The organism is Variovorax restrictus (assembly GCF_051216715.1).
Taxonomy (GTDB): Bacteria; Pseudomonadota; Gammaproteobacteria; order Burkholderiales; family Burkholderiaceae_C; genus Variovorax.
In genome coordinates this window covers 19,320-40,267 of the sequence record NZ_JBPJZH010000010.1, presented here as the reverse complement: position 1 = coordinate 40,267, position 20,948 = coordinate 19,320, and the positions used below count along the sequence as shown (strand labels likewise).

General features: G+C 61.9%; 22 protein-coding genes and 2 pseudogenes. 14 read left to right on the top strand and 10 right to left on the bottom strand.

Annotated elements, in window-relative coordinates; genetic code table 11:
• Window positions 1–169: 169 nt before the first annotated feature.
• Window positions 170–538, bottom strand: coding sequence for a hypothetical protein (locus ACSFA0_RS25685; RefSeq protein WP_435453094.1), 369 nt, complete (start codon window positions 536–538; stop codon window positions 170–172).
• A gap of 106 nt (window positions 539–644) precedes the next feature.
• The gene (locus ACSFA0_RS25680; protein WP_435453093.1) at window positions 645–1,202 is read right to left on the bottom strand and encodes an OBAP family protein; all 558 of its coding nucleotides are present in this window, start codon (window positions 1,200–1,202) and stop codon (window positions 645–647) included.
• A gap of 162 nt (window positions 1,203–1,364) precedes the next feature.
• On the opposite strand from ACSFA0_RS25680, the pseudogene ACSFA0_RS25675 reads away from it, so the two are divergent.
• Window positions 1,365–1,560, top strand: a pseudogene (locus tag ACSFA0_RS25675) (efflux RND transporter permease subunit); the annotation flags it as partial.
• Between the two features lie 188 nt (window positions 1,561–1,748).
• Entirely contained in the window at window positions 1,749–1,979 is a 231-nt protein-coding gene (locus tag ACSFA0_RS25670; RefSeq protein ID WP_435453092.1) for a hypothetical protein, read from the top strand.
• Window positions 1,980–2,750: 771 nt separating this feature from the next.
• Here ACSFA0_RS25670 and ACSFA0_RS25665 read toward each other — a convergent pair.
• A complete protein-coding gene (locus ACSFA0_RS25665; protein ID WP_435453091.1) occupies window positions 2,751–2,930 on the bottom strand; it encodes a DUF3606 domain-containing protein in 180 nt (59 codons plus the stop codon).
• A 168-nt stretch (window positions 2,931–3,098) separates the two neighbouring features.
• On the opposite strand from ACSFA0_RS25665, the gene ACSFA0_RS26610 reads away from it, so the two are divergent.
• The 6 genes and pseudogenes from ACSFA0_RS26610 (at window position 3,099) to ACSFA0_RS25640 (ending at window position 10,367) form a co-directional block, all read left to right on the top strand.
• A complete protein-coding gene (locus ACSFA0_RS26610; RefSeq protein ID WP_475539789.1) occupies window positions 3,099–3,677 on the top strand; it encodes a DNA polymerase ligase N-terminal domain-containing protein in 579 nt (192 codons plus the stop codon).
• Between the two features lie 113 nt (window positions 3,678–3,790).
• Entirely contained in the window at window positions 3,791–5,692 is a 1,902-nt protein-coding gene (gene ligD, locus ACSFA0_RS25660) for a DNA ligase D (RefSeq protein ID WP_475539788.1), read from the top strand.
• A gap of 4 nt (window positions 5,693–5,696) precedes the next feature.
• Window positions 5,697–5,987, top strand: coding sequence for a YciI family protein (locus ACSFA0_RS25655; protein WP_435453090.1), 291 nt, complete (start codon window positions 5,697–5,699; stop codon window positions 5,985–5,987).
• Between the two features lie 212 nt (window positions 5,988–6,199).
• On the top strand, window positions 6,200–8,248 hold the full coding sequence (locus tag ACSFA0_RS25650; RefSeq protein WP_435453089.1) for a hybrid sensor histidine kinase/response regulator: 2,049 nt from the start codon (window positions 6,200–6,202) through the stop codon (window positions 8,246–8,248).
• A gap of 105 nt (window positions 8,249–8,353) precedes the next feature.
• Window positions 8,354–8,572, top strand: a pseudogene (locus ACSFA0_RS25645) (GreA/GreB family elongation factor); the annotation flags it as partial.
• Window positions 8,573–9,752: 1,180 nt separating this feature from the next.
• Window positions 9,753–10,367, top strand: a complete 615-nt coding sequence (locus ACSFA0_RS25640) for a trimeric intracellular cation channel family protein (RefSeq protein ID WP_435453088.1) — start codon at window positions 9,753–9,755, stop codon at window positions 10,365–10,367.
• 149 nt (window positions 10,368–10,516) lie between these two features.
• Here the strand turns inward: ACSFA0_RS25640 and copM are convergent, their stop codons facing one another.
• Both copM and ACSFA0_RS25630 read right to left on the bottom strand, forming a co-directional pair.
• Window positions 10,517–12,001: a CopM family metallochaperone gene (gene copM / locus ACSFA0_RS25635; RefSeq protein WP_435453087.1), complete on the bottom strand. Its 1,485-nt coding sequence runs from the start codon at window positions 11,999–12,001 to the stop codon at window positions 10,517–10,519.
• Window positions 11,998–12,351 carry a cupin domain-containing protein gene (locus tag ACSFA0_RS25630; protein ID WP_435453086.1) on the bottom strand — a complete coding sequence of 118 codons (354 nt, stop codon included), beginning with the start codon at window positions 12,349–12,351 and terminating at the stop codon, window positions 11,998–12,000. The genes copM and ACSFA0_RS25630 overlap by 4 nt, the downstream gene beginning before the upstream one ends.
• 88 nt (window positions 12,352–12,439) lie before the next feature.
• Here ACSFA0_RS25630 and ACSFA0_RS25625 point away from each other — a divergent pair, with 88 nt between their 5' ends.
• From ACSFA0_RS25625 to ACSFA0_RS25610, 4 genes are read left to right on the top strand one after another with little or no spacing between them, the layout of a single operon-like run.
• Window positions 12,440–12,886, top strand: coding sequence for a group III truncated hemoglobin (locus ACSFA0_RS25625; RefSeq protein ID WP_435453085.1), 447 nt, complete (start codon window positions 12,440–12,442; stop codon window positions 12,884–12,886).
• Complete coding sequence (locus ACSFA0_RS25620; protein WP_435453084.1) at window positions 12,883–14,127, top strand: NnrS family protein; 1,245 nt, start codon at window positions 12,883–12,885, stop codon at window positions 14,125–14,127. Before ACSFA0_RS25625 ends, ACSFA0_RS25620 begins: the two co-directional genes overlap by 4 nt.
• Before the next feature lie 13 nt (window positions 14,128–14,140).
• Window positions 14,141–14,596, top strand: a complete 456-nt coding sequence (locus ACSFA0_RS25615) for an RrF2 family transcriptional regulator (protein ID WP_435453083.1) — start codon at window positions 14,141–14,143, stop codon at window positions 14,594–14,596.
• Between the two features lie 10 nt (window positions 14,597–14,606).
• A complete protein-coding gene (locus ACSFA0_RS25610; protein ID WP_435453082.1) occupies window positions 14,607–15,047 on the top strand; it encodes a CopD family copper resistance protein in 441 nt (146 codons plus the stop codon).
• Between the two features lie 101 nt (window positions 15,048–15,148).
• Here ACSFA0_RS25610 and ACSFA0_RS25605 read toward each other — a convergent pair whose 3' ends face one another.
• The gene (locus ACSFA0_RS25605) at window positions 15,149–15,517 is read right to left on the bottom strand and encodes a hypothetical protein (RefSeq protein WP_435453081.1); all 369 of its coding nucleotides are present in this window, start codon (window positions 15,515–15,517) and stop codon (window positions 15,149–15,151) included.
• Between the two features lie 740 nt (window positions 15,518–16,257).
• On the opposite strand from ACSFA0_RS25605, the gene ACSFA0_RS25600 reads away from it, so the two are divergent.
• A complete protein-coding gene (locus ACSFA0_RS25600; protein WP_435453080.1) occupies window positions 16,258–16,764 on the top strand; it encodes a thermonuclease family protein in 507 nt (168 codons plus the stop codon).
• Between the two features lie 171 nt (window positions 16,765–16,935).
• Here ACSFA0_RS25600 and ACSFA0_RS25595 read toward each other — a convergent pair whose 3' ends face one another.
• The 4 genes from ACSFA0_RS25595 to ACSFA0_RS25580 form a co-directional block, all read right to left on the bottom strand.
• Entirely contained in the window at window positions 16,936–17,364 is a 429-nt protein-coding gene (locus ACSFA0_RS25595) for a hypothetical protein (protein WP_435453079.1), read from the bottom strand.
• 28 nt (window positions 17,365–17,392) lie between these two features.
• Entirely contained in the window at window positions 17,393–17,914 is a 522-nt protein-coding gene (locus ACSFA0_RS25590) for a JAB domain-containing protein (protein WP_435453078.1), read from the bottom strand.
• 1,092 nt (window positions 17,915–19,006) lie between these two features.
• A complete protein-coding gene (locus ACSFA0_RS25585; protein WP_435453077.1) occupies window positions 19,007–19,234 on the bottom strand; it encodes a hypothetical protein in 228 nt (75 codons plus the stop codon).
• Window positions 19,235–19,365: 131 nt separating this feature from the next.
• A complete protein-coding gene (locus ACSFA0_RS25580) occupies window positions 19,366–19,884 on the bottom strand; it encodes a hypothetical protein (RefSeq protein WP_435453076.1) in 519 nt (172 codons plus the stop codon).
• A 183-nt stretch (window positions 19,885–20,067) separates the two neighbouring features.
• Here ACSFA0_RS25580 and ACSFA0_RS25575 point away from each other — a divergent pair, with 183 nt between their 5' ends.
• On the top strand, window positions 20,068–20,775 hold the full coding sequence (locus ACSFA0_RS25575; RefSeq protein ID WP_435453075.1) for a hypothetical protein: 708 nt from the start codon (window positions 20,068–20,070) through the stop codon (window positions 20,773–20,775).
• Window positions 20,776–20,948 lie beyond the last annotated feature (173 nt).

Genomic DNA, 20,948 nt, shown 5'->3' with positions numbered 1-20,948 from the left:
ATTCGAACCCATCGCCTCATAGACATCGGGATATCGAACAGGGGGTTCCATGTGGCGAGTCTCGGGATGACCTAGGCCACGTGCAACGGGCGTGCCGGGGCATCGACCGTTCACCACCTCTCGGGGCAGAGCTGCGCACCGCGCGATCGTCAGCGCGCCGGACTTGCAGCTACTTCGAAGGCGGCATCGGGCGCGGTGCCGCGGAGCCCCTGTCCGAGCGTGCCGCGTCGCCGCCGGGTGCGCTGCCCGATTGCTTGCGCGGCAACCCGCCTTCCGTGCCACTGCCCGGCGACGCTCCGCTCTGCAGACGTGCCCGCGTCTGCGCCTCGGTGCCCACCAGCTTTCCGTCATTGGAGCCATTGCTGGCCCGCTGTGCCCTGGAATCGCGCGTCGCGTTGGGCTTTGGCGCGGAGGCTTCGGGGACGGGAAGCGTGCCCTTCGGGTTGCCTGTCGGCTGTGCGTGTGTTAATGCCACGACGCCGAACGATGCGGCCAGCGCCAAGGTCCAGCGCAGCGGGTGAAATGGATGTCGTCTCATGTGTTTCCTACTTGAGTGAAAGAGGCACGGCGGTCGCCGCGCGCACGGGAACGAATATGTGGGTGGCGTCAGGGCAGGCACCGTCGCGTGCGCAGTCGGGGCGCCTTCAACGCTGACCCGGCACCGCTGGCGGCGAGTGGTGCTCGGCACCCGTCGGGTCTGCGATCTGCACCGTGCGGCCCTGCTGCCAGCTGTCCGCCCCCTCGACGACGGCGGGAGCAGCGATCGACGCGCGGTCCTGCCTTTTCTGCGCGCTGTCCACGCCGAATCGACGGTCGCGTTCAGCCACCATCGCGGGATCGACCTGACCGTCTGCGGTGAAGCCCATCATCAGCTGTGGAACGCCCAGCGGCAGCACCTTCTCGCGGTCCGTATGCCAGGTGTGCCAGGTCTTCCCATAGGTTCCGACGAGCTTCTCCATCAGCGCATGCTCCGCCGCCTGCGGAATGCCGGGCGCGATGAGCTGGCCCGACTTCACCTCGTGCACATGGCTGTGCCACAAGGCCTTTTCCTCGGGCGGCAGCGACTTGAAGAGCCGTTCGCTGACGATGTACTCCACGCCCATGAGCTTGGCGTTCTTCTTGTTGCCGTCGTAGATGACGCACTGGATCGCCTCCTCGTCGAGGATCGCGCAGTAGTGGTGAGCCTCCATCTGCTCCTTCATGTGCCCACTGTAGAAGTGGAAGCCGTCCAGGTAGGCATTGATCGCTTCGATGGGGGGCCTGTCCTGCAACATAGCCGCACCCTTTTCCAGTGTCTGGGTGATCGCGGACTTCGCCTGGCCCGGGGCTTCGACTTTCGATCCAGTGTTGCTGCCTCCGCAGGCGCTGAGCAGCTCTACGCCATCTCGATCCTCTTCGTGTTCCTCTGCCTGGCCGCGCTTTACGAGAGCTGGTCGGTGCCCTTCTCCGTCATCCTGGTGGTGCCGCTGGGCGTGGTGGGGGCGCTGCTCTTCACCTCGACGCGTGGGTTGAGCAACGACGTGTACTTCCAGGTCGGCCTGTTGACCACCGTGGGGCAGCGGCGTGCCGTGGCTGTTGATGTGGTCGGCCCCCTGACTTGGTTCGAGAGGGGGTCGAGATGCAGGGTCGTCGATTGCGCGATCTGGCCGCCGAGAGCGGTCCGATCGCGCCGCCGGAATGAGCTGCCGTGGCATTGGCCGCCGGGCATGTCGTTTGCCCGTCTTCGATCACCATAAGCCGGAGGCGCTATGCCAGAAAAATACCTTGACACGCTGGTTCGCAGGAACATGCCGTCTTTCGTGACCGAGCGAGGCGAACTGCGGGTGCTGCGCCGGCTGCACGGCGCTGGCTACGTGGACGCGCGCTTCTATCCGGAAAACCGCACGACCGACCAGTTCGCCGAACTCAAAGGCGTGACGCCGCTCGGGCGGCGGGTTCTGGGCATGGTGAGGCGCTCGCGCGCGCCGAGTGGAGGTTGACATGGCGCCCGCGTTGTTCCAGCGAGTGGCGAAGTTGGGCCGCCCTGGACCCGGTTGATGCATCACTTTGGAGATCCCCCATGAGCGACGAACGAACCCGAACCCGGTATGTCCCGCCGACCCCGGCCGACCCGACGCAGAACCTCCAAGAGCTGAAGGAGACCAAGGAGCGTGCGCTGAAGTCGCCGGAATTCAGAGAGGCACTTCGGGAGGACGACGCGCGCGAGTCCGGCGGTGAAGAAGACCGACCCCCTGACCTCGCAGGAGCGCGAGGCCTCTTATGCGCAGCGGGAAGAGGGGTACACCGACGGCGAGTCATGAGGGCCCCCCGCGAGTGAATGCAGGCGGTTCTCGGCGAGCAGCCCGTCCTTCGGTCCAAAGGCATTTGGGAAGTTACGACTGGGTTCTGGCGACGGATGCGGTCGCGCTGGGGTAACTGGCAGACGCTCCCGGCGACGGCGCTGTCGTGACAATTGCCGCGTCGGCTCATGCCAGCGATCAAATTGTGGGCGTGCCGGCAAATGAGCCTGAAGTTGTCGAAGGTGCCTGTGACCAATGCCTCTGTCCAGACGGCCTGTCTTTGAACCGGAGGTTTATGGCGGCCGCGCTAAGGTCGATAGCCGCATGCGTCACGACGAGCGCATCGCGACTGTGTGGTCTAAACCCGACGCGCGTTTGTCTGTGCTGCGGCGGCCAATGCACCCGAGCGGTCGACTGACCTAAGCAGCCATCTACGTGCCTGAGGTCAGCGCGTCCGTACCGTCGGAACAGTCACCTTGCCGCGAAGTGCCTTTCGACCGCGGCCACGGTAGGGCCGACAGCTTTTACGGCTTCTTGCAGCTCCTCGGGCGTGACGCCGAACTTCTTGGACCAATCGCGCAGTTCGTAGTCCTCGTGCACGTTGATCCGTGTGCGGTCTTGCCCGCCTGATAGGGTCTTGTCGTCTGCCATACGGTTCTCCTTAGGTGCGGGCCGCCTGGATGGGGTCCGTGCGCCATACTGTGCCGCGCACCTGCTACTGCAAGCAGGCGAGGAGATACTTACAGTGGAGGGGCAATCCGACAGCGCGGTTGGCTGTCCGCTGTCCAGTTGAAGCGAAGCTCCGATTAGCCTGTTGACATGGCTGCAGCATCTTCGATTACGACGGACCCTCTTGAGCGGTACTGGTCCAAGCGCGATTTTGCGGTCACGTCGGAACCTCGCGGCGAGCGCGGCTCGGGCACGTCAGCCCTATCGTTTGTCATCCAGAAACACGCCGCCTCGCGGCTGCACTACGACTTCAGGCTCGAGCTCGACGGAGTGCTGGTTTCCTGGGCAGTCCCGAAAGGGCCCAGTTTCGACCCGGCCGATAAGCGCATGGCTATCCACGTGGAAGACCACCCGCTCTCATACGGGTCGTTCGAAGGGACCATTCCTCCGAAACAGTACGGCGCCGGCACCGTGATCGTCTGGGATAACGGTACCTGGGAGCCAGTGGGCGATCCTCACGAAGGGCTCGCCAAGGGCAAGTTGGTTTTCCGGATGCATGGGCAGAAGCTGTCTGGTCTCTGGGAGCTGGTCAAGATCGCCAAGGGTGGTGAGATGCAGGAGCCGTGGATTCTTTTCAAGAAGCGAGACGAGTTCGCACGCCCCAAGGCGGAATACGACGTCGTCACAGCGCTGCCCGATAGCGTCATCGCTAAGCCGCTAAGCCGCTAAGGCCAGCGTCTCCTGGAGTGAAGGAGCGCACGGTGTCTGCGAACCTTAAGGCACCTGCAAAGATGCCGCCAGCGCCGGCCGCCAGGCCAGGGCACCCGGGCGTGCCAGGTGCCGTGAAAGCTCCCCTTCCCGTCACCTTGGGTCCGCAACTCGCCACGCTGGCCACCGGGGTGCCATCCGCCGGGACATGGCTTTACGAAATCAAGTTTGATGGCTACCGCGTCATGACGCGGATCGACAAAGGCAAGGCCCAGGTCATCACCCGCGGAGGGCACGACTGGTCCGACAGGATGCCGCAGCTCGTGAAGGAGCTGGAGCAACTGGGGTTGAAGTCCGCCTGGCTCGACGGCGAAATCGTCGTACTCGACGACAACGGCTTGCCGAGCTTCAACGCGCTGCAGAAAGGCTTCGACCGCGGGCGTGGCAGCGCGGACATCGTGTTGTTCCTCTTCGATGTGCCCTACTTCGAAGGTTACGACCTCAGGGATGTGGAGCTCGCGTCACGGCGCCATTTGCTCAAAGCGCTGCTGGACGAGCGCGCGACAGAGCATGTTCGGTTCAGCGCTGATTTCGAGGCCGACCCCGCATCAATCCTGCAGTCGGCATGCAGCATGAACCTGGAAGGCGTCATCGCCAAGCGGGCGGACTCGCCCTACTCATCGCGCCGCACGGAAGCCTGGCTCAAGCTCAAGTGCAAGCAGCGGCAGGAATTCGTGGTCTGCGGCTACACCGACCGGACTGACGGGTCGCCGCAGGTAGGCAGCCTGCTGCTTGGCGTACACGCCTCCGATGGCCAACTCGTTTCGGTCGGCAGCGTCGGAACGGGATGGGACGCACAGGAAGCGACCGACCTGAAAGGCCGACTTGCCAAGCTCGAGGTCGCTGAGCCCCCGTTCTCCGCCGGCGCTGCGAAGCCTGGCCGCTGGTCGAAACGCAAGACAGGAAGCGAACGCTGGGTGGCCCCAAAACTCGTGGCGGAGGTCACATTTGCGGAGTGGACCCCAGACGGCCAAATCCGGCACGCTTCCTACCTCTCGCTGCGCACTGACAAGCCTGCGTCAGCCATAACCCGCGAAGCGGTCAAGGTCGTCGCACAGACGGCTAGGGCAGCCGGGCGCAAATCAGCGGGAACCGTCAAGGTCAGCAACGCAGACCGAGTGATCGATGCCAGCACCGGTCTGACGAAGCTCGATTTGGTGCGCTACTACGAGTCGGTGGCCGACTGGATACTGCCGCACCTCAAAGGACGGCCTTGCTCGCTCGTCCGTGGCCCAACCGGCGTCAAAGGCGAGTTGTTCTTCCAGAAGCATGACGACAAGCTGAGCATGCCGGGGGTCAGGGAACTGGATGAGAAGCTGTGGCCTGGCCACAGCGCCTTGCTGGAAGTGGGCACCTCGAAGGGGTTGGCGAGCGCGGCGCAGATGAACGTTATCGAGTTCCATACCTGGAACTCCCTCGCTCGCAACATCGACAAGCCAGATCGCATGATCTTCGACCTCGATCCGGGCGAGGGAACTACCTGGGAACACATCCAAGAAGCGGCCGTACTCGTGCGGACCCTGCTCAAAGAACTCGGTCTTGCCTCGTGGCTGAAGACTTCTGGGGGCAAGGGACTCCACGTCGTCGTTCCGCTCGCGCCACAGTTCGACTACGGCACGGTCAAGGCGTTCTCCCAGGCCATCGTGCAGCATCTGGCCAAGACAATTCCGTCGCGATTTGTAGCCAAGAGCGGGCCGTCGAACCGCATCGGGAAACTGTTCGTCGACTACCTACGAAACGGGCATGGCGCGACCACGGCTGCGGCGTTTTCTGCGCGTGCCCGGCCTGGCATGGGTGTGTCGATCCCCGTTGACTGGGAGCAGCTTCCGAAGCTGCGCAGCGGAGCCCAATGGACTATCGCGACCGCCCGTGAGCATCTGTCGTTTCTGACCGCCGACCCTTGGGCAGACTACTGGACGTCGAGGCAGCGGCTGGCTGGCGCGATGAAGACTCTGAGCTTCAAGCCCGTACGGTGATCCGATGTTTATCGTCACCCTTACCTACCTGCGGCCCCTTGCAGAACTCGATGCGCTGATGCCGCAGCATGTCGCCTGGCTGAAGGAACACTACGATGCTGGCCTCTTCATCGCCTCAGGGCGCCAGAAGCCAAGAAAAGGCGGGGTGATCCTCACACGCACGGTGAGCCGTGCTCGCCTGCAGGCGATCCTGGCGAAAGACCCGTTCGTGAAGAGCGGTTGCGCGACTGCAGAAGTTGTTGAATTCACGCCAAGCATGACGGCGCCGGGTGCCGAGGCATTGCGAGAAATTTGAGGAGTGCAACGCGAGGCGGCCAGGCGCGATGATTGTCCGGCGCGCTCCGCTACTGGGGCCGGTCCCAGAGGCAGGCTACTTTGGTTCGCCCGGAGCATGAGAGGCGACCGCTTCTCCCTTCAGGCCATGCTAACGTTAAAGGTACCAACGCCTTACCCCACTTCGCATCAAAACATATGAGTCCAGCTAAGCCTAGCAGTGCGGCGGCCCCAATGTCCTTGCAGGAACGGGAAGAGCAGTTGCGCTTAGCCATCGAAGCTGCCGAGGTCGGCTTGTGGGACGTTGATGTTGCAACCAACACGCTGTACTGGCCGGCGAGAGTCAAGGCGATGTTTGGCATCTCCCCGGAAGCTGAAGCGACATTGGACGATTTCGTAGCATGTCTGCACCCAGCCGACGCAACGGCAGTTCTGCAAGCATTCGCGGCGGCCCAAGACCCGACTCAGCGCACTGTCTACGACGTCGAATACCGCACCGTCGGCAAGGAGGACGGGCTCATACGCTGGGTGGCAGCCAAGGGCCGCGGAATCTTCGACGGTGACGGCCATTGCATCCGCGCTATCGGCACTGCGATTGACATCACCGTCCGCAAGCGCGCCGAAGCGCTGCAAAGCGACACCCAGGAGCGCCTAGAGGTGCTGAACCGCATCGAGCGTGCGACGCACCCGCTTGTGGACGCCCTCGACGTGATGCAGGTGACGGCACAGCTGCTTGGCGAACATCTTGGCGCTACGCGCTGTGCCTATGCGGATGTTGAGCCCGACAACGACCGGTTCAACATCCGCAGCGACTGGGCTCAGCCAGGCGTCCCCTCAAGTGCCGGTGTGTATTCCCTCGACCTGTTCGGCTCCCGAGCGACAGCGAACCTACGCAACGGCCGTCACCTAGTGGTACACGACGTGGACCGAGAACTCGGCGACGACAACGGGGGGCGCATGTTCAACGCTATCGGCATTAAGGCCATCGTGTGCGCCGGCTTGATAAAGGGTGGACGCTTGGTGGCGATGATGGCAGTCCACCAGTCCGTCCCCAGGCAATGGTCCGAGGAAGACCTCCGGATGATTACCGAAGTGGTGGATCGTTGTTGGGCTCACATCGAACGCGTGCGCGACGCAGCCATGCTGCGCGATCAAGACCGCCGCAAGGATGAGTTCCTTGTGACGCTGGCGCACGAGTTACGCAATCCCATCGCGCCGATGCTGTACGCCATCGCCCTAATGAGAAGAGATCAGGACCCGTCGCGGTTGGCACGCCGAGTGGACGTCATCGAGCGGCAGGCGGCTCACATGGTTCGCCTGGTGGATGACCTGCTCGATGTTTCCCGCATCAACCGCGGCCTCGTGGAACTCAAGCGCGAAGTGGTAGACATCGCGCCGCTGCTGGTCCAGGCCGTGGAAGCAGCGACGCCAGCATTGGACAGCGGCCGCCATCATTTCGGCTTGGAACTGCCAGGTACGCCCGCGCCCGTGAACGCCGATCCTGCCCGAGTAATTCAAGTCGTGACGAATCTGCTAAATAACGCGGCCAAGTACACGCCCGACGGAGGAGAGATTCAGCTGTCGTCCTGGGTTGAAGGTGAGACGGTGGTTGTCGAGTTGGAGGACAGCGGCTTGGGCATCCCGAGGGAAGATCAAGTCCGGCTATTCGATCTGTTTACGCAGCTTCCACACACCGGGAACAAAGCACACGGCGGACTCGGGATCGGTCTGTCACTCGTCAAGAGCCTGGTCGAAATGCACGGCGGCAGGGTGAGCGTACGCAGCGGGGGCCTGAACCAAGGAAGCACCTTTCGCGTCGAACTGCCCACGGCCGTGTCCGCCGCCCATCCCACGAATGAAACGCGCGCAGCTGCGGCGGGAAATCACGGTCGGGTGCTTATTGTCGAGGACAACCTGGACGGCCTACGCACACTAGTGGAGTTGATCGAATCCAACGGGCACGCTGTCCTCGGGTTCCCCGACGGGCCGGCAGCGCTCCGTGCTGCGGCAGAGTGGCAGCCCGACCTCGCATTGCTCGACTTGGGCTTACCCACGATGGACGGTTACGAAGTCGCGACGCGACTTCGCAGTGATGCGGGCCTGAATGACATCCGCATCGTTGCATTAACTGGATGGGGAAGCGAACAGGACAGGGCAAGAACTACCGCCGCAGGCTTCAGCGCCCACCTGACAAAACCGATCATGCCGGCCAAGCTTCTACAGGTTATCGATGATCTGTTGGAGGGTCCAGGTTCTGGCCCGACCAGTACAACCATGCAATAGCCTGTTGAGTCCGATCCGGGTAGATTTTGATTCCGCTGAAACGAGCGCCACCTGTAATGCAATGCAATGCACCGACGTTAGTTTCTCGGCACGCCTGAAGCGCTCGCGATCACCCTGGTATCGCCGTCCAAGGCTGACATCGCGCTAGGCCGCGTTTCCATCTTCAGCGCTTCGGGGCTGGCACTAATCGGCCACGCCATAGGTACCGTGGCGCAGGTGCCGCTTCCAAGCGGGCAGACCATTGACGCACGGTTGGTGGCAATTCGGCCTTGTGCTGACCTCGTGTCGTGCACCTTCGTGATGGGAGACTTGAATGCTGCTTGACGAACAACGTACTAGCTACCCCCTGCGGCAGCCGCTGTTTCCGGGCGCGCCGGGTTTGCCGATATTCGAAAGACCCGGTGTCGTGGACTGGATGTCTCGACCAGATCGGTATCTGTCGTATGCGAGGGCAGAGGCGGATCTACGCAACGGAAGAGCGCGCTCTGCACGAAGCTCAGCAAGTCATTAGGGATGCGCACGGTACCGAGGTGGTCTTCCGGCAACCGGAAATTCACAGCTACCTAGACACCGAGCGGGACTCATGGGTCGAACCAGTGATTTTTGTGCGCATCAAGTGCCCCCATGCTGACGCACGCAACATCCTGAAAGAACTTAGTCGCCGAGAAGTCAAGATCTTCGACACCGATATGCAGCGATATGACTTGGTGATTCGCGCAGAAGGACGATTGACGCGACTCCTGGGGCTAACTTTAACCGTCGCTTCTGTCGCGCAAGGTCATGCTCGGTCTGGACATGGCTGGACAGCTACCAGCAACTACCAACTCCGGGGCAGACAGGAGCACGCCGACGGCCCGACTCCCAGCGCAACGAGACAGGCCCTTGACTCACCATGTCCTCTACTTCCTCGAAGTGAAAGCATGAGCGTTGCGGTGCCGTTTCCTTACTTTCGCTTCGCCTTTCACGGGCCCGCAGAGCTTCGACCCGATGTGGACCCTTCTTCCGGAGAGCGCGGTGAAGCGCTGGAGGCTCACTACGAACGCATCAACGCGCCTGGCGACCGGTTGCACGGCTTGCCGGCCATGCCCCTACGTCTTCACGACCCACAGTTGAGGGACCGTGTCAGGGAAGCCGACGGTGAGTTGTACGCCTATCTCGAGTGTGTGCGGCAAAGTGCGCCAATGCCGGAGCGATGCAATGCATCCGAGCTCGTGGAGCCTTGACCATGACCAACCTCAAGCCGATCGCCACTGGCCGGAAGTGCCCGCACTGCGAAAGCTTCCTGAAGGTGTACAAGGGACCAAACTCCATCACTTCTGATCCTCAGCGGTGACGAATGCGAAGCGCACAGCGATCGTCGCCAAGCATGAGTCACTACTTGGCGCATGCACTTCCGCATCTTGAAAGGCTTCGCTCGGTCAAATGAAACACACTCTTGTTGATATGGTGTTGATTTTATGTTGATGAACTATTCTGTGTGGCACGGTTATTCGAGGGAACCGGCATGTTGACCTACATCTATTTCATCGCCATCACGGCGGAAGCCATGTCTGGGGCACTAGCTGCTGGACGCCGAAGCATGGATGTTTTTGGAGTGGCAGTTATCGCTTTCGTCACCGCACTCGGAGGGGGCACGGTGCGTGACCTCATCCTGGGCAACTTCCCCATTGGCTGGACTCAGCACCCCGAATACGTGGGCGTAGTGATTTCCGCCGGGCTGCTGACAACATTGATCGCACCCTACATGCACAAGCTGAAGCGTCTTTTTCTGGCGCTCGATGCCATGGGACTGGTCGCCTTTTCGCTAATAGGCTGTGACATTGCGCTTCGCCTCAACTACGCACTGCCTGTGGTCATCATGGCCGGGATGATCACCGGTATCTGTGGGGGAGTGCTACGTGATGTGCTGTGCAACCAAATGCCGGTTGTTTTCCAGCGCGAGCTCTATGCGAGCGTCTCGCTTGTAGTGTGCTGCCTTTTCCTCGCCCTGCGCGCGCTCGACGTCGATCACGCGACGAACATCAAGCTTAGCTTTGCACTCGGGCTCACGCTGCGCATGCTGGCCATTTGGCGCAGTTGGAAGCTGCCGACTTTCTCTTACCAGCAGCGCTGGGAATAGCCGCTTCTCTACTGTTGCGCTCTGCTGAAGCACGCTTGCGTATCTGTGGCAGCCGTCACGCAAGTTCAAGCACGCGCTTTGAACGAGACCACCCCGCGGCGCATCATATAGGTCGGAAAGCGAGGTTGCGGGGAAGAGCTGTGCCCGTGTCATTTTGGTTCCGGGATGCCCTTTGCGGCCAGCCAAGCCTTCATTTCCTCGATCTCATGGCGTTGCGCAACGATGATTTCTTGCGCCAGCTTGCGGTTCACGGGGTCCGTTCCATATTGCAGCTGAATCTGCGCCATGTCGATCGCACCCTGGTGATGCGGGATCATGCCGAGCACGAACGCCACATCCGGATCGGGATGCTGAACTCCCTCCTGCATCGGGCCATGCATTTTTGCCATGCTGGCTTCATAGGCGTCGCGTGCTGAACCGGATACGCCTGCAGGCGGCGCGGCATGCCCGACGGCGTGAGCGCCTGCCGGGCTGGGTGGTGCGGACGCCTTCCCGACGGCCTGCGGTCCATGCGGGTGTTCGGTGCTGTATGTGTGGGTCGCTATCTCCGCGGTGGATGTGTTTGCTTCACCGTTCGGCCCGTACAACGCGAGATGCAGACCCCAGTACCCGCTTGCAAAGACCACCAATGCCGCGCTGAGCATCGCCGGAATGGTCCAGACTGAGCGCCGGATGGCGAATCGCATCTGAGGCGTCGGGTCTGCGGCAATGGCCACGATGATCGCCATGATGAGGGCATGACCCACCATGTCGATACGCCCGAACGGATATACAGCAGCATTGAAGATAACGAACAGCGTGATCGCCGACAGGCGCCTGACCAGCGCCGTCCAGAGCAGGCCGAAGCCCATCGTGAACTCGGCGACCCCGGCCATCGGGATGAACACGTCCCGCGGCATGCCGAATGTGAGGAAAGGCTTCTCTTCGACGAGCGGGTAGAACCAGTCCGGGTAGGCGAATTTCTCCAGGCTGGACCACATCAGGGCGATGGCCACGCCCCAGCGCAGAACCTCGAAGCGGTACTTGCGCCACTCTGGCTTGCTTGACGATTCGAGCACCAAGTAGCCTGCAACCGACACGCCGAGTGCCAGGTAGTCCAGTAGGTGGAACAGGTCATATTCGGTGAGTGCCAGCACCCACAGAAGGATGATGCCGGCTGCGGCCAGCGGCATCGTCCGGCGCGAAAAGACAAAGGCCGCGATCAGCAGCTGCATCCATGACACCCACTCGTTCGGCGTCTTGAGGTCGGGCGTCAGGTAGACGCCCCCGACCGCGAAGATCGCGACGAAGAAGGCTGCGATCACCACCCGCAGAAAGTCGTCAAGTCGCAGCCACAGGGGGTTCATCACCTTGTCCATGCCGGCCAGGATGCTTTGTCCGGTGGGCATCTTCTCGATGGCCCGGGTGGCGAGGAAGAACATCAAGACCAGTGCAATGCCGATCCAGAACCACTGGTTGGTGAGCGTTGCGCTCAACGATTGCGGCGGCGCGCCCACGATGTAAGGCGCAAACCATTTCACATGCGCGTGGGCAGTCAAGGCCACTCCGGCGCCGGCCAAGGCTGCAATGCGTAGAAGCGTCCGACGCTGACTGACCAAGGCGCCGTCAAGCGCACCGCTTGGGTTTTTCTTCATATCGACTTTCCTTCTGAAACGATTTCAGGTTGCAGCACTGTCACCAGTAGCACGGTGTCCCGATGCGCCTGCACGCGGTGAGGCTCTGCGGCGGGCAGCATGACCAAGCTGCCTTGAACCAATCGACACGTCCGCGACGGCGTCGCAACGTCTACCTCACCCGAGAGGCATTGAACTGTGATCTCGCCAGGCACGTGGTGCTCGGGAAGTGCTTGCCCTGCTGCGAGTAACACTCGCATGAGTTGAAGATGCGGCGTCTTGAGCAGGCTGCTGCTAACCGCTGTGCCAATCGCCTCGTTGGTGGCGTGCAGATCGATGACCTCGAGAGGCTCGGCATGTTTGAGGGCCATGGCGCTTTGCGTGTGAAGTCGGAAAGGTACGGTCGATGAGAATCCCACCGCTTGAGGCGATCATAAGATACATTCCCCATATACCTTTATGAATACCCCACCCCTCCGAACAACTAAGGACGCAGAGCTCGAGCGCAACCTGTGCACCGAATCCGAAGTGGCTACCCTCGTACACACGTTCTATGCGCGGGTTCGTGAGGACGAGGTGCTGGCCCCGATCTTCAATGCACACATCAGTGACTGGGACCGCCACTTGACCAAGCTGGTAGATTTTTGGTCGGCCATTCTTCGGCGCACTGGCCGATTTTCGGGCGCGCCGTTGCCCAAGCATGCCGTGTTGCCCGGCCTTTCAGCAGCGCTGTTCCAGCGCTGGCTGCGGTTGTTCCGAGAAAATGCCTTCGCGCAGCCCAACCAGGCGATGGCAGAGAAGGCCTGTGCTATGGCCGAGCGCATTGCACAAAGCCTGTGGATGGGCTACCAGATCAGCCGTGACCCCGACGCCCTGCCTGCGGCGCTTACCAACCGAGTGGCATGACGGAGCTTTTGCGGTTCAAGGAGCCGGAGAGGGCGAGGCCGCTCCCGGAATGGGCGGCTTTCTTGGAATTGGGATTTCGGCCGCTGTACCTGGCCGGCTGCGTTTGGGCCGCCGTATCGGTGGCGCTGTGGGTGTTCGCGCCCTGGCTGCTGCGCGGGAAACTGGCCGGTGTGATCTGGCATGCGCATGAAATGCTCTGGGGCTTTATCGCCACCGTCGCGGCGGGCTTCCTGCTAACGGCAGCCAGCACCTGGACGGGCACCAATCCGTTGAAGGGCAGGGCGCTGGGCGCCTTATGCCTGCTGTGGATTCTGGCGCGAGTGGGTTACCTCCTGCCAGGAGGCACCGCTTTCGCACTGGCGGTTGCCTGCGAGGTATTGTTCTTCGCCGGGTCGGCCCTGGCCCTGGCGCGCGCGATCTACGGTTCGCGCAATAAACGCAACTACGGCGTGCCACTGCTGATATTCGCGTTGGGCGGGGCTGATGCTTTGTTCCTGCTCGCGGCGTGGCAGGGTGACTATGAGTGGCTCATGCAGTACTTCAACACCGGTCTGCTCTGCATGGCGGTGACCGCGCTCCTGGTGGCACGCCGCGTCATACCGTTTTTCGCAATGCGCGCGGTGCCGGGTTTAATCATTCCGATGCACACGGGTAGCGGCCATTGGCAACTCGCGGCGGGCGGCCTTGCCATTGGCTGCGGATTGATGAATTGGGCAGAGGTCTCGGCCGTGTTCCTGAGCGTGGCTGGCGTGATTGCACTTGTGCAAGTCCTGGCTTGGAAGCCGGCAGCGGTGCGGCGCTTGCCGTTGCTGTGGATCCTGTATGTCGGGTACGCCGCGATAGGGGTGGGGCTGCTGGTGGCAGCTGGGCACGCTGCAGGTGAGGTGGTGCGAGCCGCTTGGCCGGCACATGTGATCGGCGTGGCCGGATTCTCCGTGCTGATCGTCGGCATGGTGACACGCACAGCGCTGGGGCATCTGGGGCGGCCGCTGCGCCCGGACAGTCTCATCGTGTCTTGTTATGGGCTGGTGATCGCGGCTGCGGCGTTGCGCCTGCTGGCGCTGCTGCCGACCGACCTAGCGTTGGGAGCACTGCACGCTTCAGCCGGCGCCTGGGTGTTGGCCTTCGTGCTGTACCTCTGGCGGTTTTTCCCCTTGCTGATTCGCCCACGCATCGACGCGCCGGTCAGTCCGGTTCTCAAGCCGCAACTGAATGCGGCGCGGCGGCGCACGCCGAAATGACGGGAGCCTCCTCATGCGTTTGACGCTGATGACCGACTACGCACTGCGACTGCTGATGTATGTGGCGCAGCAGCCCGAGCGCCTCTGCACCATCTCGGAGGTGGCACATGCCTACGAAATCTCGGAAGCCCACCTTATGAAGGTGACGCACCTGCTCGGCCTGCAGGGCTGGATCGAGACTGTTCGAGGCAAAGGAGGCGGTATGCGCCTCGCACATGCTCCGCGCGACATCAACCTGGGCGCTGTGGTGCGCGGCATCGAGCCGGACTTCGCCTTGGTTGAGTGTTTTGCGACGGGCAGCCGTTGCGTCCTCACGGGACGGTGTCACTTGGCCAACGTACTCGGCGATGCACTTCAGGCCTTCACGACCCACCTGGACGGATTCTCGCTGGCAGACTTGTTGCCCGGCACTGACCTGCCACTGAAAGCGGGCCAGCGCATGACGCTAGAGCGCAGGCGGGCGGCATGAGGATTTGCCCTTGAGCTACGGTCTCCTGTTGACACTGCACCTGCTGGGTGCCATAGCCTTCGTGGGCACGGTGTTCTTCGAGGTGGTGATGCTTGAAGGCGTGCGAAAGCACCTGCCGCAAGCGACTGTGCATGCCGTGGAGCGTGCGATCGGCAACCGGGCCACTGCCGTGATGCCTTGGGTGCTGTTGCTGCTTTATGTGGCAGGTGCCGGTCTGGCCTGGCAGCACCGCGCGGCGCTGGCACAGCCGCTGGCCAGCAGCTTCGGGCTGATCTTGATGCTCAAGATCGCACTGGCGTTCAGCGTGTTCGGGCACTTCATTACTGCCATGTTCTGGCGACGGCGTGGTGTGCTGGGTGGGCGTCGCTCGCGTCGATTGCACCTGAGCGTGTTCTGCCACGTGTTGGCCATTGTGCTGCTGGCAAAGGCCATGTTCTACGTGCAGTGGTGAAGCATGGCACTGGTTTCTATCCACTGATCACCACCTCGAACGCCGGACTCGCGGTTGGATCTGCGCGACTGACGTTCAAGCTTGACGGGAACTTGTACTTGTCAGTCTTCCTTTTTGCGTAGCGGCGTATCCGACCTAGCTTCTTCTGCTTCTCGCGCTGCAGAATCGAGGGAGGTCCCGGCCGCCGCTCCACCTAGAGCTCCCGCGACGCTGCCAGCAAGTCCGCCCACAAAAATGCCGACCGGGCCGACGGCCACCGCTCCGACGGCAGCTCCTGCGGCAGCACCTGCCATGACTCCCCCGCCCATAAAGGCCGACTTGCTTTCGCGTTCTGCCTCTTCGGGAGAAAGTGCTTGCTGGGCGGCAGGCGACGGATCCTGCGAAGGGATGCCGTGACCCGGTTTTGCCTGTTCCTCAAGATCGAGGTCGACTGAGCTTGAGCTTGCTGGCTTGTTAGGGTCGGCGGTCATCGGTGTTCCTTGGTTCGTTTTGGGTCGGCTGCTACACGCAGCCAACTCACTTTGTACACCGCTGGTTTACGTTGGGCTCTCGATGGTCGACGCCATCTGTGCGTTGTTTGACTTTGATCAGTTGCAGTGTATGACCGGAGTCGTGAACCCCAAGAAAACGGCGTAAATGCACAAGCGAACTGCTCTCCGCAGTACCGTGCAGTTGGCGCTCGGACAGACTGGCATGTATGTAAAGGGCCGTTGGTGTGCGTCGCCTCGGGCATGCGGCGCGTCGGCGGCCATGCCTTTGCGAGCACATTTACCGGAACGTTTCGGGATCGCCGTCTACACGTTCGATCACATTCTCAGGCTCGTCTTCGGTCTTTCTTTTATCTCGCCTCACTCGATCGGGTCGCGCCAGCGTGGTCAACCTCAATCGAAGCCGGTCCCAAGCGTTATGAACCCCCCCTTGCAGGCGAAGCCGGCCCCCGGCAGCAGGGGCGCAATTCACCGGAATAGAGCGAAAGACGAGGGAAATGGCTGTATTCGGGACAGCGGGCCGATGGCAGACGGAACCGGCGCACGGCGAGCGCCACCTCGCGCCGCAGGACGCTACAAATCAGGGCTGTTGGATGTCTGGGGTCGGCTGCCCGATTTCTCAGGGAGGCGACGGCTCAGCCGCGCGGCGGGACGCGATGCGCCCGCCGACTTCAGCTGCGCAAGACGATGTGCTACCGTCCGCGCCCTTCAGGGAGTGATGGATGAAGCAATGCAAGCTCGCGGTGCGCCTGGCAGCGCTCATGCGCGCCGCGATCGGCGCGGCGCTCACGGTGTCAGCGATAGCTGCTCATGCCGACTTCACGGGCAAGGTGATCCGCATCCTCGACGGCGACACGCTCGAAGTCCTAGTCGACCCTAAGCCCGTGCGGGTGCGCCTGGCGCAGATTGATGCGCCTGAGAAAACGCAGCCATTCGGGACCAAGTCCCGACAGGAGCTCGCCGACCTCACGTTCGGCCGTGAAGTGGTTGTCCGTGAGCAAGGAGAGGACCGCTACGGGCGGCACTTGGGCACTGTCCTGGCCAGCGGTCAGGACGTCAACAGAGCAATGGTTGCCGCCGGCATGGCATGGGCCTACCGGCAGTACCTCAAGGACACGTCCCTGTTGACAACCGAGGCCGCTGCACCCAGCAGCGGACGAGGTTTATGGGCAGATCCAGCGCCTGAAGCGCCGTGGGCTGGGCGGGCTCGCCGGCGGGCCGAGCGTTAATGAAAGTCAGGTTCCGATGTCAAGCGAAATCGCTTCATCCGAAGTGATAACTAACCTTGCGGCAGAGCGTGGGACTTGTCCCACATTGCGGTGGATAACTATGTGGAAATCGCGGCTGTGAAACCGCCAAGTTGTTGATCCGCATGGCCTGCCGACGCACTGCCTAGCGAATCAGCAATCTTCTATGCCGACGCCACGGCATAGCACTTCGGGACGCGCGATGAGCGCGTCCGCCGAAAAAATAGCTCCTCGTTCGTTTAAGCAGCGGCGTTTGTGAAAAGGCCACGCGCGCCGACTTGCCACCCTCCCCGTGGTTTTCTCCGCCGCATGAGCATCGCATTTATGGCCGCGCGCGTTCGTGCATCGCGCGTCGCAGCGGACCTCGTCGCGCCTGGTTGCGTCCAGCACGCCCCACGACATGAAGCGGCCGCATCCACAAACGGCATCGCCCGTGCGCTTGCCATCACCACCGAACGCCTGGCCCGGGAGAATCCGCGCGCCATCGTTGGCGATGCGATACGGCGCGCTTCTGCGTCCGTGCGGATAGACCACGCGCCGGCCGGTCTTGCACGTCGTGCAGTTGTAGATAACGGCGGTCATGCCTCTGCCGGCCAGCGCGGCGCTGCCATCAGAACGACCGCGCGCAGTGCTTCGTCTGGATCGTATTCCCGGCAACGATCATGTGATCGAGCACACGCACATCGACCATGGAGAGTGCGGTCTTGAGCGTCTGCGTCAGCATCTCATCGGCTCGCGATGGAGTCGCTTGGCCCGAAGGGTGGTTGTGAACAAGGATCAGCGCTGCAGCGTTGCGCGCCAGCGATTCCTTGATGACCTCGCGGGGATAAACAGACGTCTGTGACACCGTGCCGCGGAGCAGCTTCACGTATTCAATGAGTCGATGCTGCGAGTCCAGCATCAGCACGGAGAAGACCTTGTGTTCCAGAGTGCTCAGCTTGGCCTTGAGGAAGTCCTGAACGAGCTTTGGCGAGTCGAAGACGATTTCGCCGCGCAGCTGGTTGCCGAGGAGATCCTGTGCAGCCTGGAGCACCTCAGATGCGGCGGCTGGTCGGTACTGTCCGGTTGCGTCACGCGCCATGAGGACAGAGGTATCAACTGCGGTTTCGAACGAGAGGGAAAACTGCGACATGGTCGGCTCCTGGAATCGGGCGGGATTGCCCGGTACCGGCACCTGCACGGCGCAGCGCAGCTGTCAGGGCTCGTCGACGGCCGCAGGACGCAAGAGCGCGCCTTGGCGCGCTCGCAGGCCTTGACCGCGAGAACGACGTGCTACGTTGAAGGGAAACAGCAAGCCACCCATGCCTTTGTCTTGCTTGCGCGCTTTGAGGGAATCGTCCGCTGGGGATGTAGAAGGACTGCAGGAACACGCGAGCTTCACGAACAGGCATAGCCTGGACTGCAAGCCATGGCACCTGGATTCATGGATTGTCGTGAAAGTGAAGCTCACCATCACCGACCATCTGCGGCCCTTGACCGCGATCTACTCGGCGGCGGCCTGGACACCGGCACAGGCCGTTGTCAGAGGGGGAAATGTCGCAAAAGCTTTCGATTTTACGGCGGCGGCCGATGCTGCTTGCCGGCTAAGGTTGCGACCTCAGCGAATTCGGCAGGCATCAAACGTTCATGGTTCAAGATGGAACTTGATGACACGCTGTTGTTCTGGATGAACACACCACATGCGGGTGCGTTCTTTCCTTTATGCTGATTCGAGATTCCTTTTCCTTACCTCCCTACAGGGAGTCAGGGAGCTGAATGAGAAAAGCCCGCTGGATCTGTTGACGCAGATCCAAACGGGCTGTCCTCTGGTCGGTGAATACGGGTCGAACCGCACTTTGCAACCACGTGTCTAGCAACACTGCTTAGGACTCTACAGGTCCGGCAGTAGGTGGCGCAAGGAGAACATCCCGTCAACCCTTCGTCTGAAGGAGGCTTGGCCATGTGTCACGACCCCAAGGATGTGCATGTGCGTGCGTACAGCCGTACCCGGTTTGGAAAGACCGAGTTCGTTGTCGAGCATATGCGCTCCCACCCTTGCTTCTGATCCAGTCGGCATGAACCGCGCTACCAGGGGGCACTGACCCTTCAACCTGTACGACGGCTTACGCGCTGAAGAGCGCTGCAGGTTTCGTGTTTTCACGCTACTCCGGTCGTTGCACGCCGGCAACGGCTGGAGCTTTCTGTCGACCTAAGAGCCGATGCAGTGGCATCGGCTCTTCTTTTTTCAGCCGACGACCGTCGTCGAGCTGAGAAAAGCCCCTGCGGCCATGAGCGCGAGCGGCAACGCCGGCGCCACCCAGCGCACGATGCGCGACGAGCGTGTGTCGGTCCAGAAGGCCGCGCGCCAGGTCAGAAAGCTCCCTGAGAAGAACAGCATGAGCAAGACGCCATCGGGCAGGAGCGCGGCCAGCGCGGGGAACACGGCCTGCACGCCCCTCACCACTGGAGCCACGAATGCGGTTGTGATCGCAGGGGCGCACTAGCGGTTACGCTGGAAGAAGCCGGCTGGCTCGAAGTCCTCGGGGTAGTACTGGCTGTGCATCGGTGCATTCTCCTTGGTGTCGGTGTTGAGGGGCGACGCGCTCATGCCGCAACCCGGACTTTTGCCGCACGGCGATCGAGCGCGTTGTCTGGGCCGCGCATCGCATCGGCGATCGCGATGAATCGGCGCTTGTCGGAGCGCCGGACTTTGAAGTTTTCGTCGACCACGTCTTTGACGCGCGCCCATTGGTTCCAGGCGAAGCTGCGGCCAAGGCCTACCGTCGTGTTGCTGCTGGGCAAGCTCTCGCCGTTGCGCACGAGGTCTTCCCATGACGTGCCGAAGTCGACCTCATCGAAGCGACTATGCCGGCCGGTGAGCGCGTTGCGCTCCAGGACGAGCGCGTCGTCCATCAGCTCGGGTTGATGGGCAGCGAGCCAGAACAACTCCCAGTGCTTCGATGCAGGGCAGAAGAAGCACGCCGACTTGATCGGCACCAGGTCGGCGCCCAGCGCCTGGGTGATCGCGTCGATGCAATCGCCGCGCGCCCATCCGATGATCTGCAGCGGATAGGCGAAATCGAAGTCGCCGTCTTGCTTCTTGAGGCTGCTGGAGCGCTTCACGTCGGCCTTGCCGCAGTCGTAGGCACGCTGACTGTCAGTCTGGTAGGTTCCGAGTCCTCGACGTCGTTGTCCGTGTTCGAGAAGATCGTCACCATGGCGCCGCCGCTGTCGCCACGCGTAGTCGAAATCTTTATCAACGATCAGCTCTATTGGTCAACTCGGTACTGAGCCAGCGAGGCCGACATGAATCTGAGCACACTGGAATTGTGTCTGCTAGCCGGCTGCGCTGGCGTAGCCTTTGGTGTGGCTGCTTCGTCGCTCATCGAGCGGTTCCTGCGCCGGGGACAAAAGAAGGGCGACGGCGGCGAAGTCGCGCGACGCATGGTTCCTGCCCTGGAGGCTTTCATCGAGGAGTGCGCGGTGGTTGCGATCAACGTGCGGAAAAGCTCGCGCATCGCGCTGCCGAGAATTGCGATGCCACAGCTTGACCTGGCCGAGCACGATGTCAGCCGGAGGCTGTCGTCAGAACTGCTCGGCGCGGTGCTAGAACTGGCGTTCAAGGTGCAGGCGTCTGCGGATGCGCTCGCGTCAAATTTCAATGCCTCCAACTTGCCAGCAAGAGGAACGCCAGCGTTTGTCGACTTCTTCGACATGCGCCGATCGCAGTACAGCGTCCTGGGGCTTGAGGCGCATGAGCTGCTCGGGCGGATCGGCACCCATTACGGTCACGTGCCTTCGTTGACTGCAGCCGAAGCAATGAGAAGTGCGCTGGATGAAATTCACGGCCGCCGTGCGGCCGAGCATCGAAAGTCGGAGGGCATGCGGATCGTCATGAAGCTGATGCTGCCTGACGATCCTGATCTCTGGGAGCCGCCACGGCCTGACGCGACGCTCCAATGGATCGAGAAGCATCTGCCGCATAGAACACTTTCGGCCGCCGTGACGGCCTAAATAGGCTTGAAGGCTCAATCCCTTTGGACCCAAGAAGCAGCAATGCTGAACTAGTATCGATTCGACTCGTTGGACGAGATGGAGCTTGTGGATCTGGATAAGTTCTTCGCGGACATTTGGTATCCAGGCGCTGATGACTTCACGGTCGCGCCGCGGGCCAAAAGAAAAGGCCC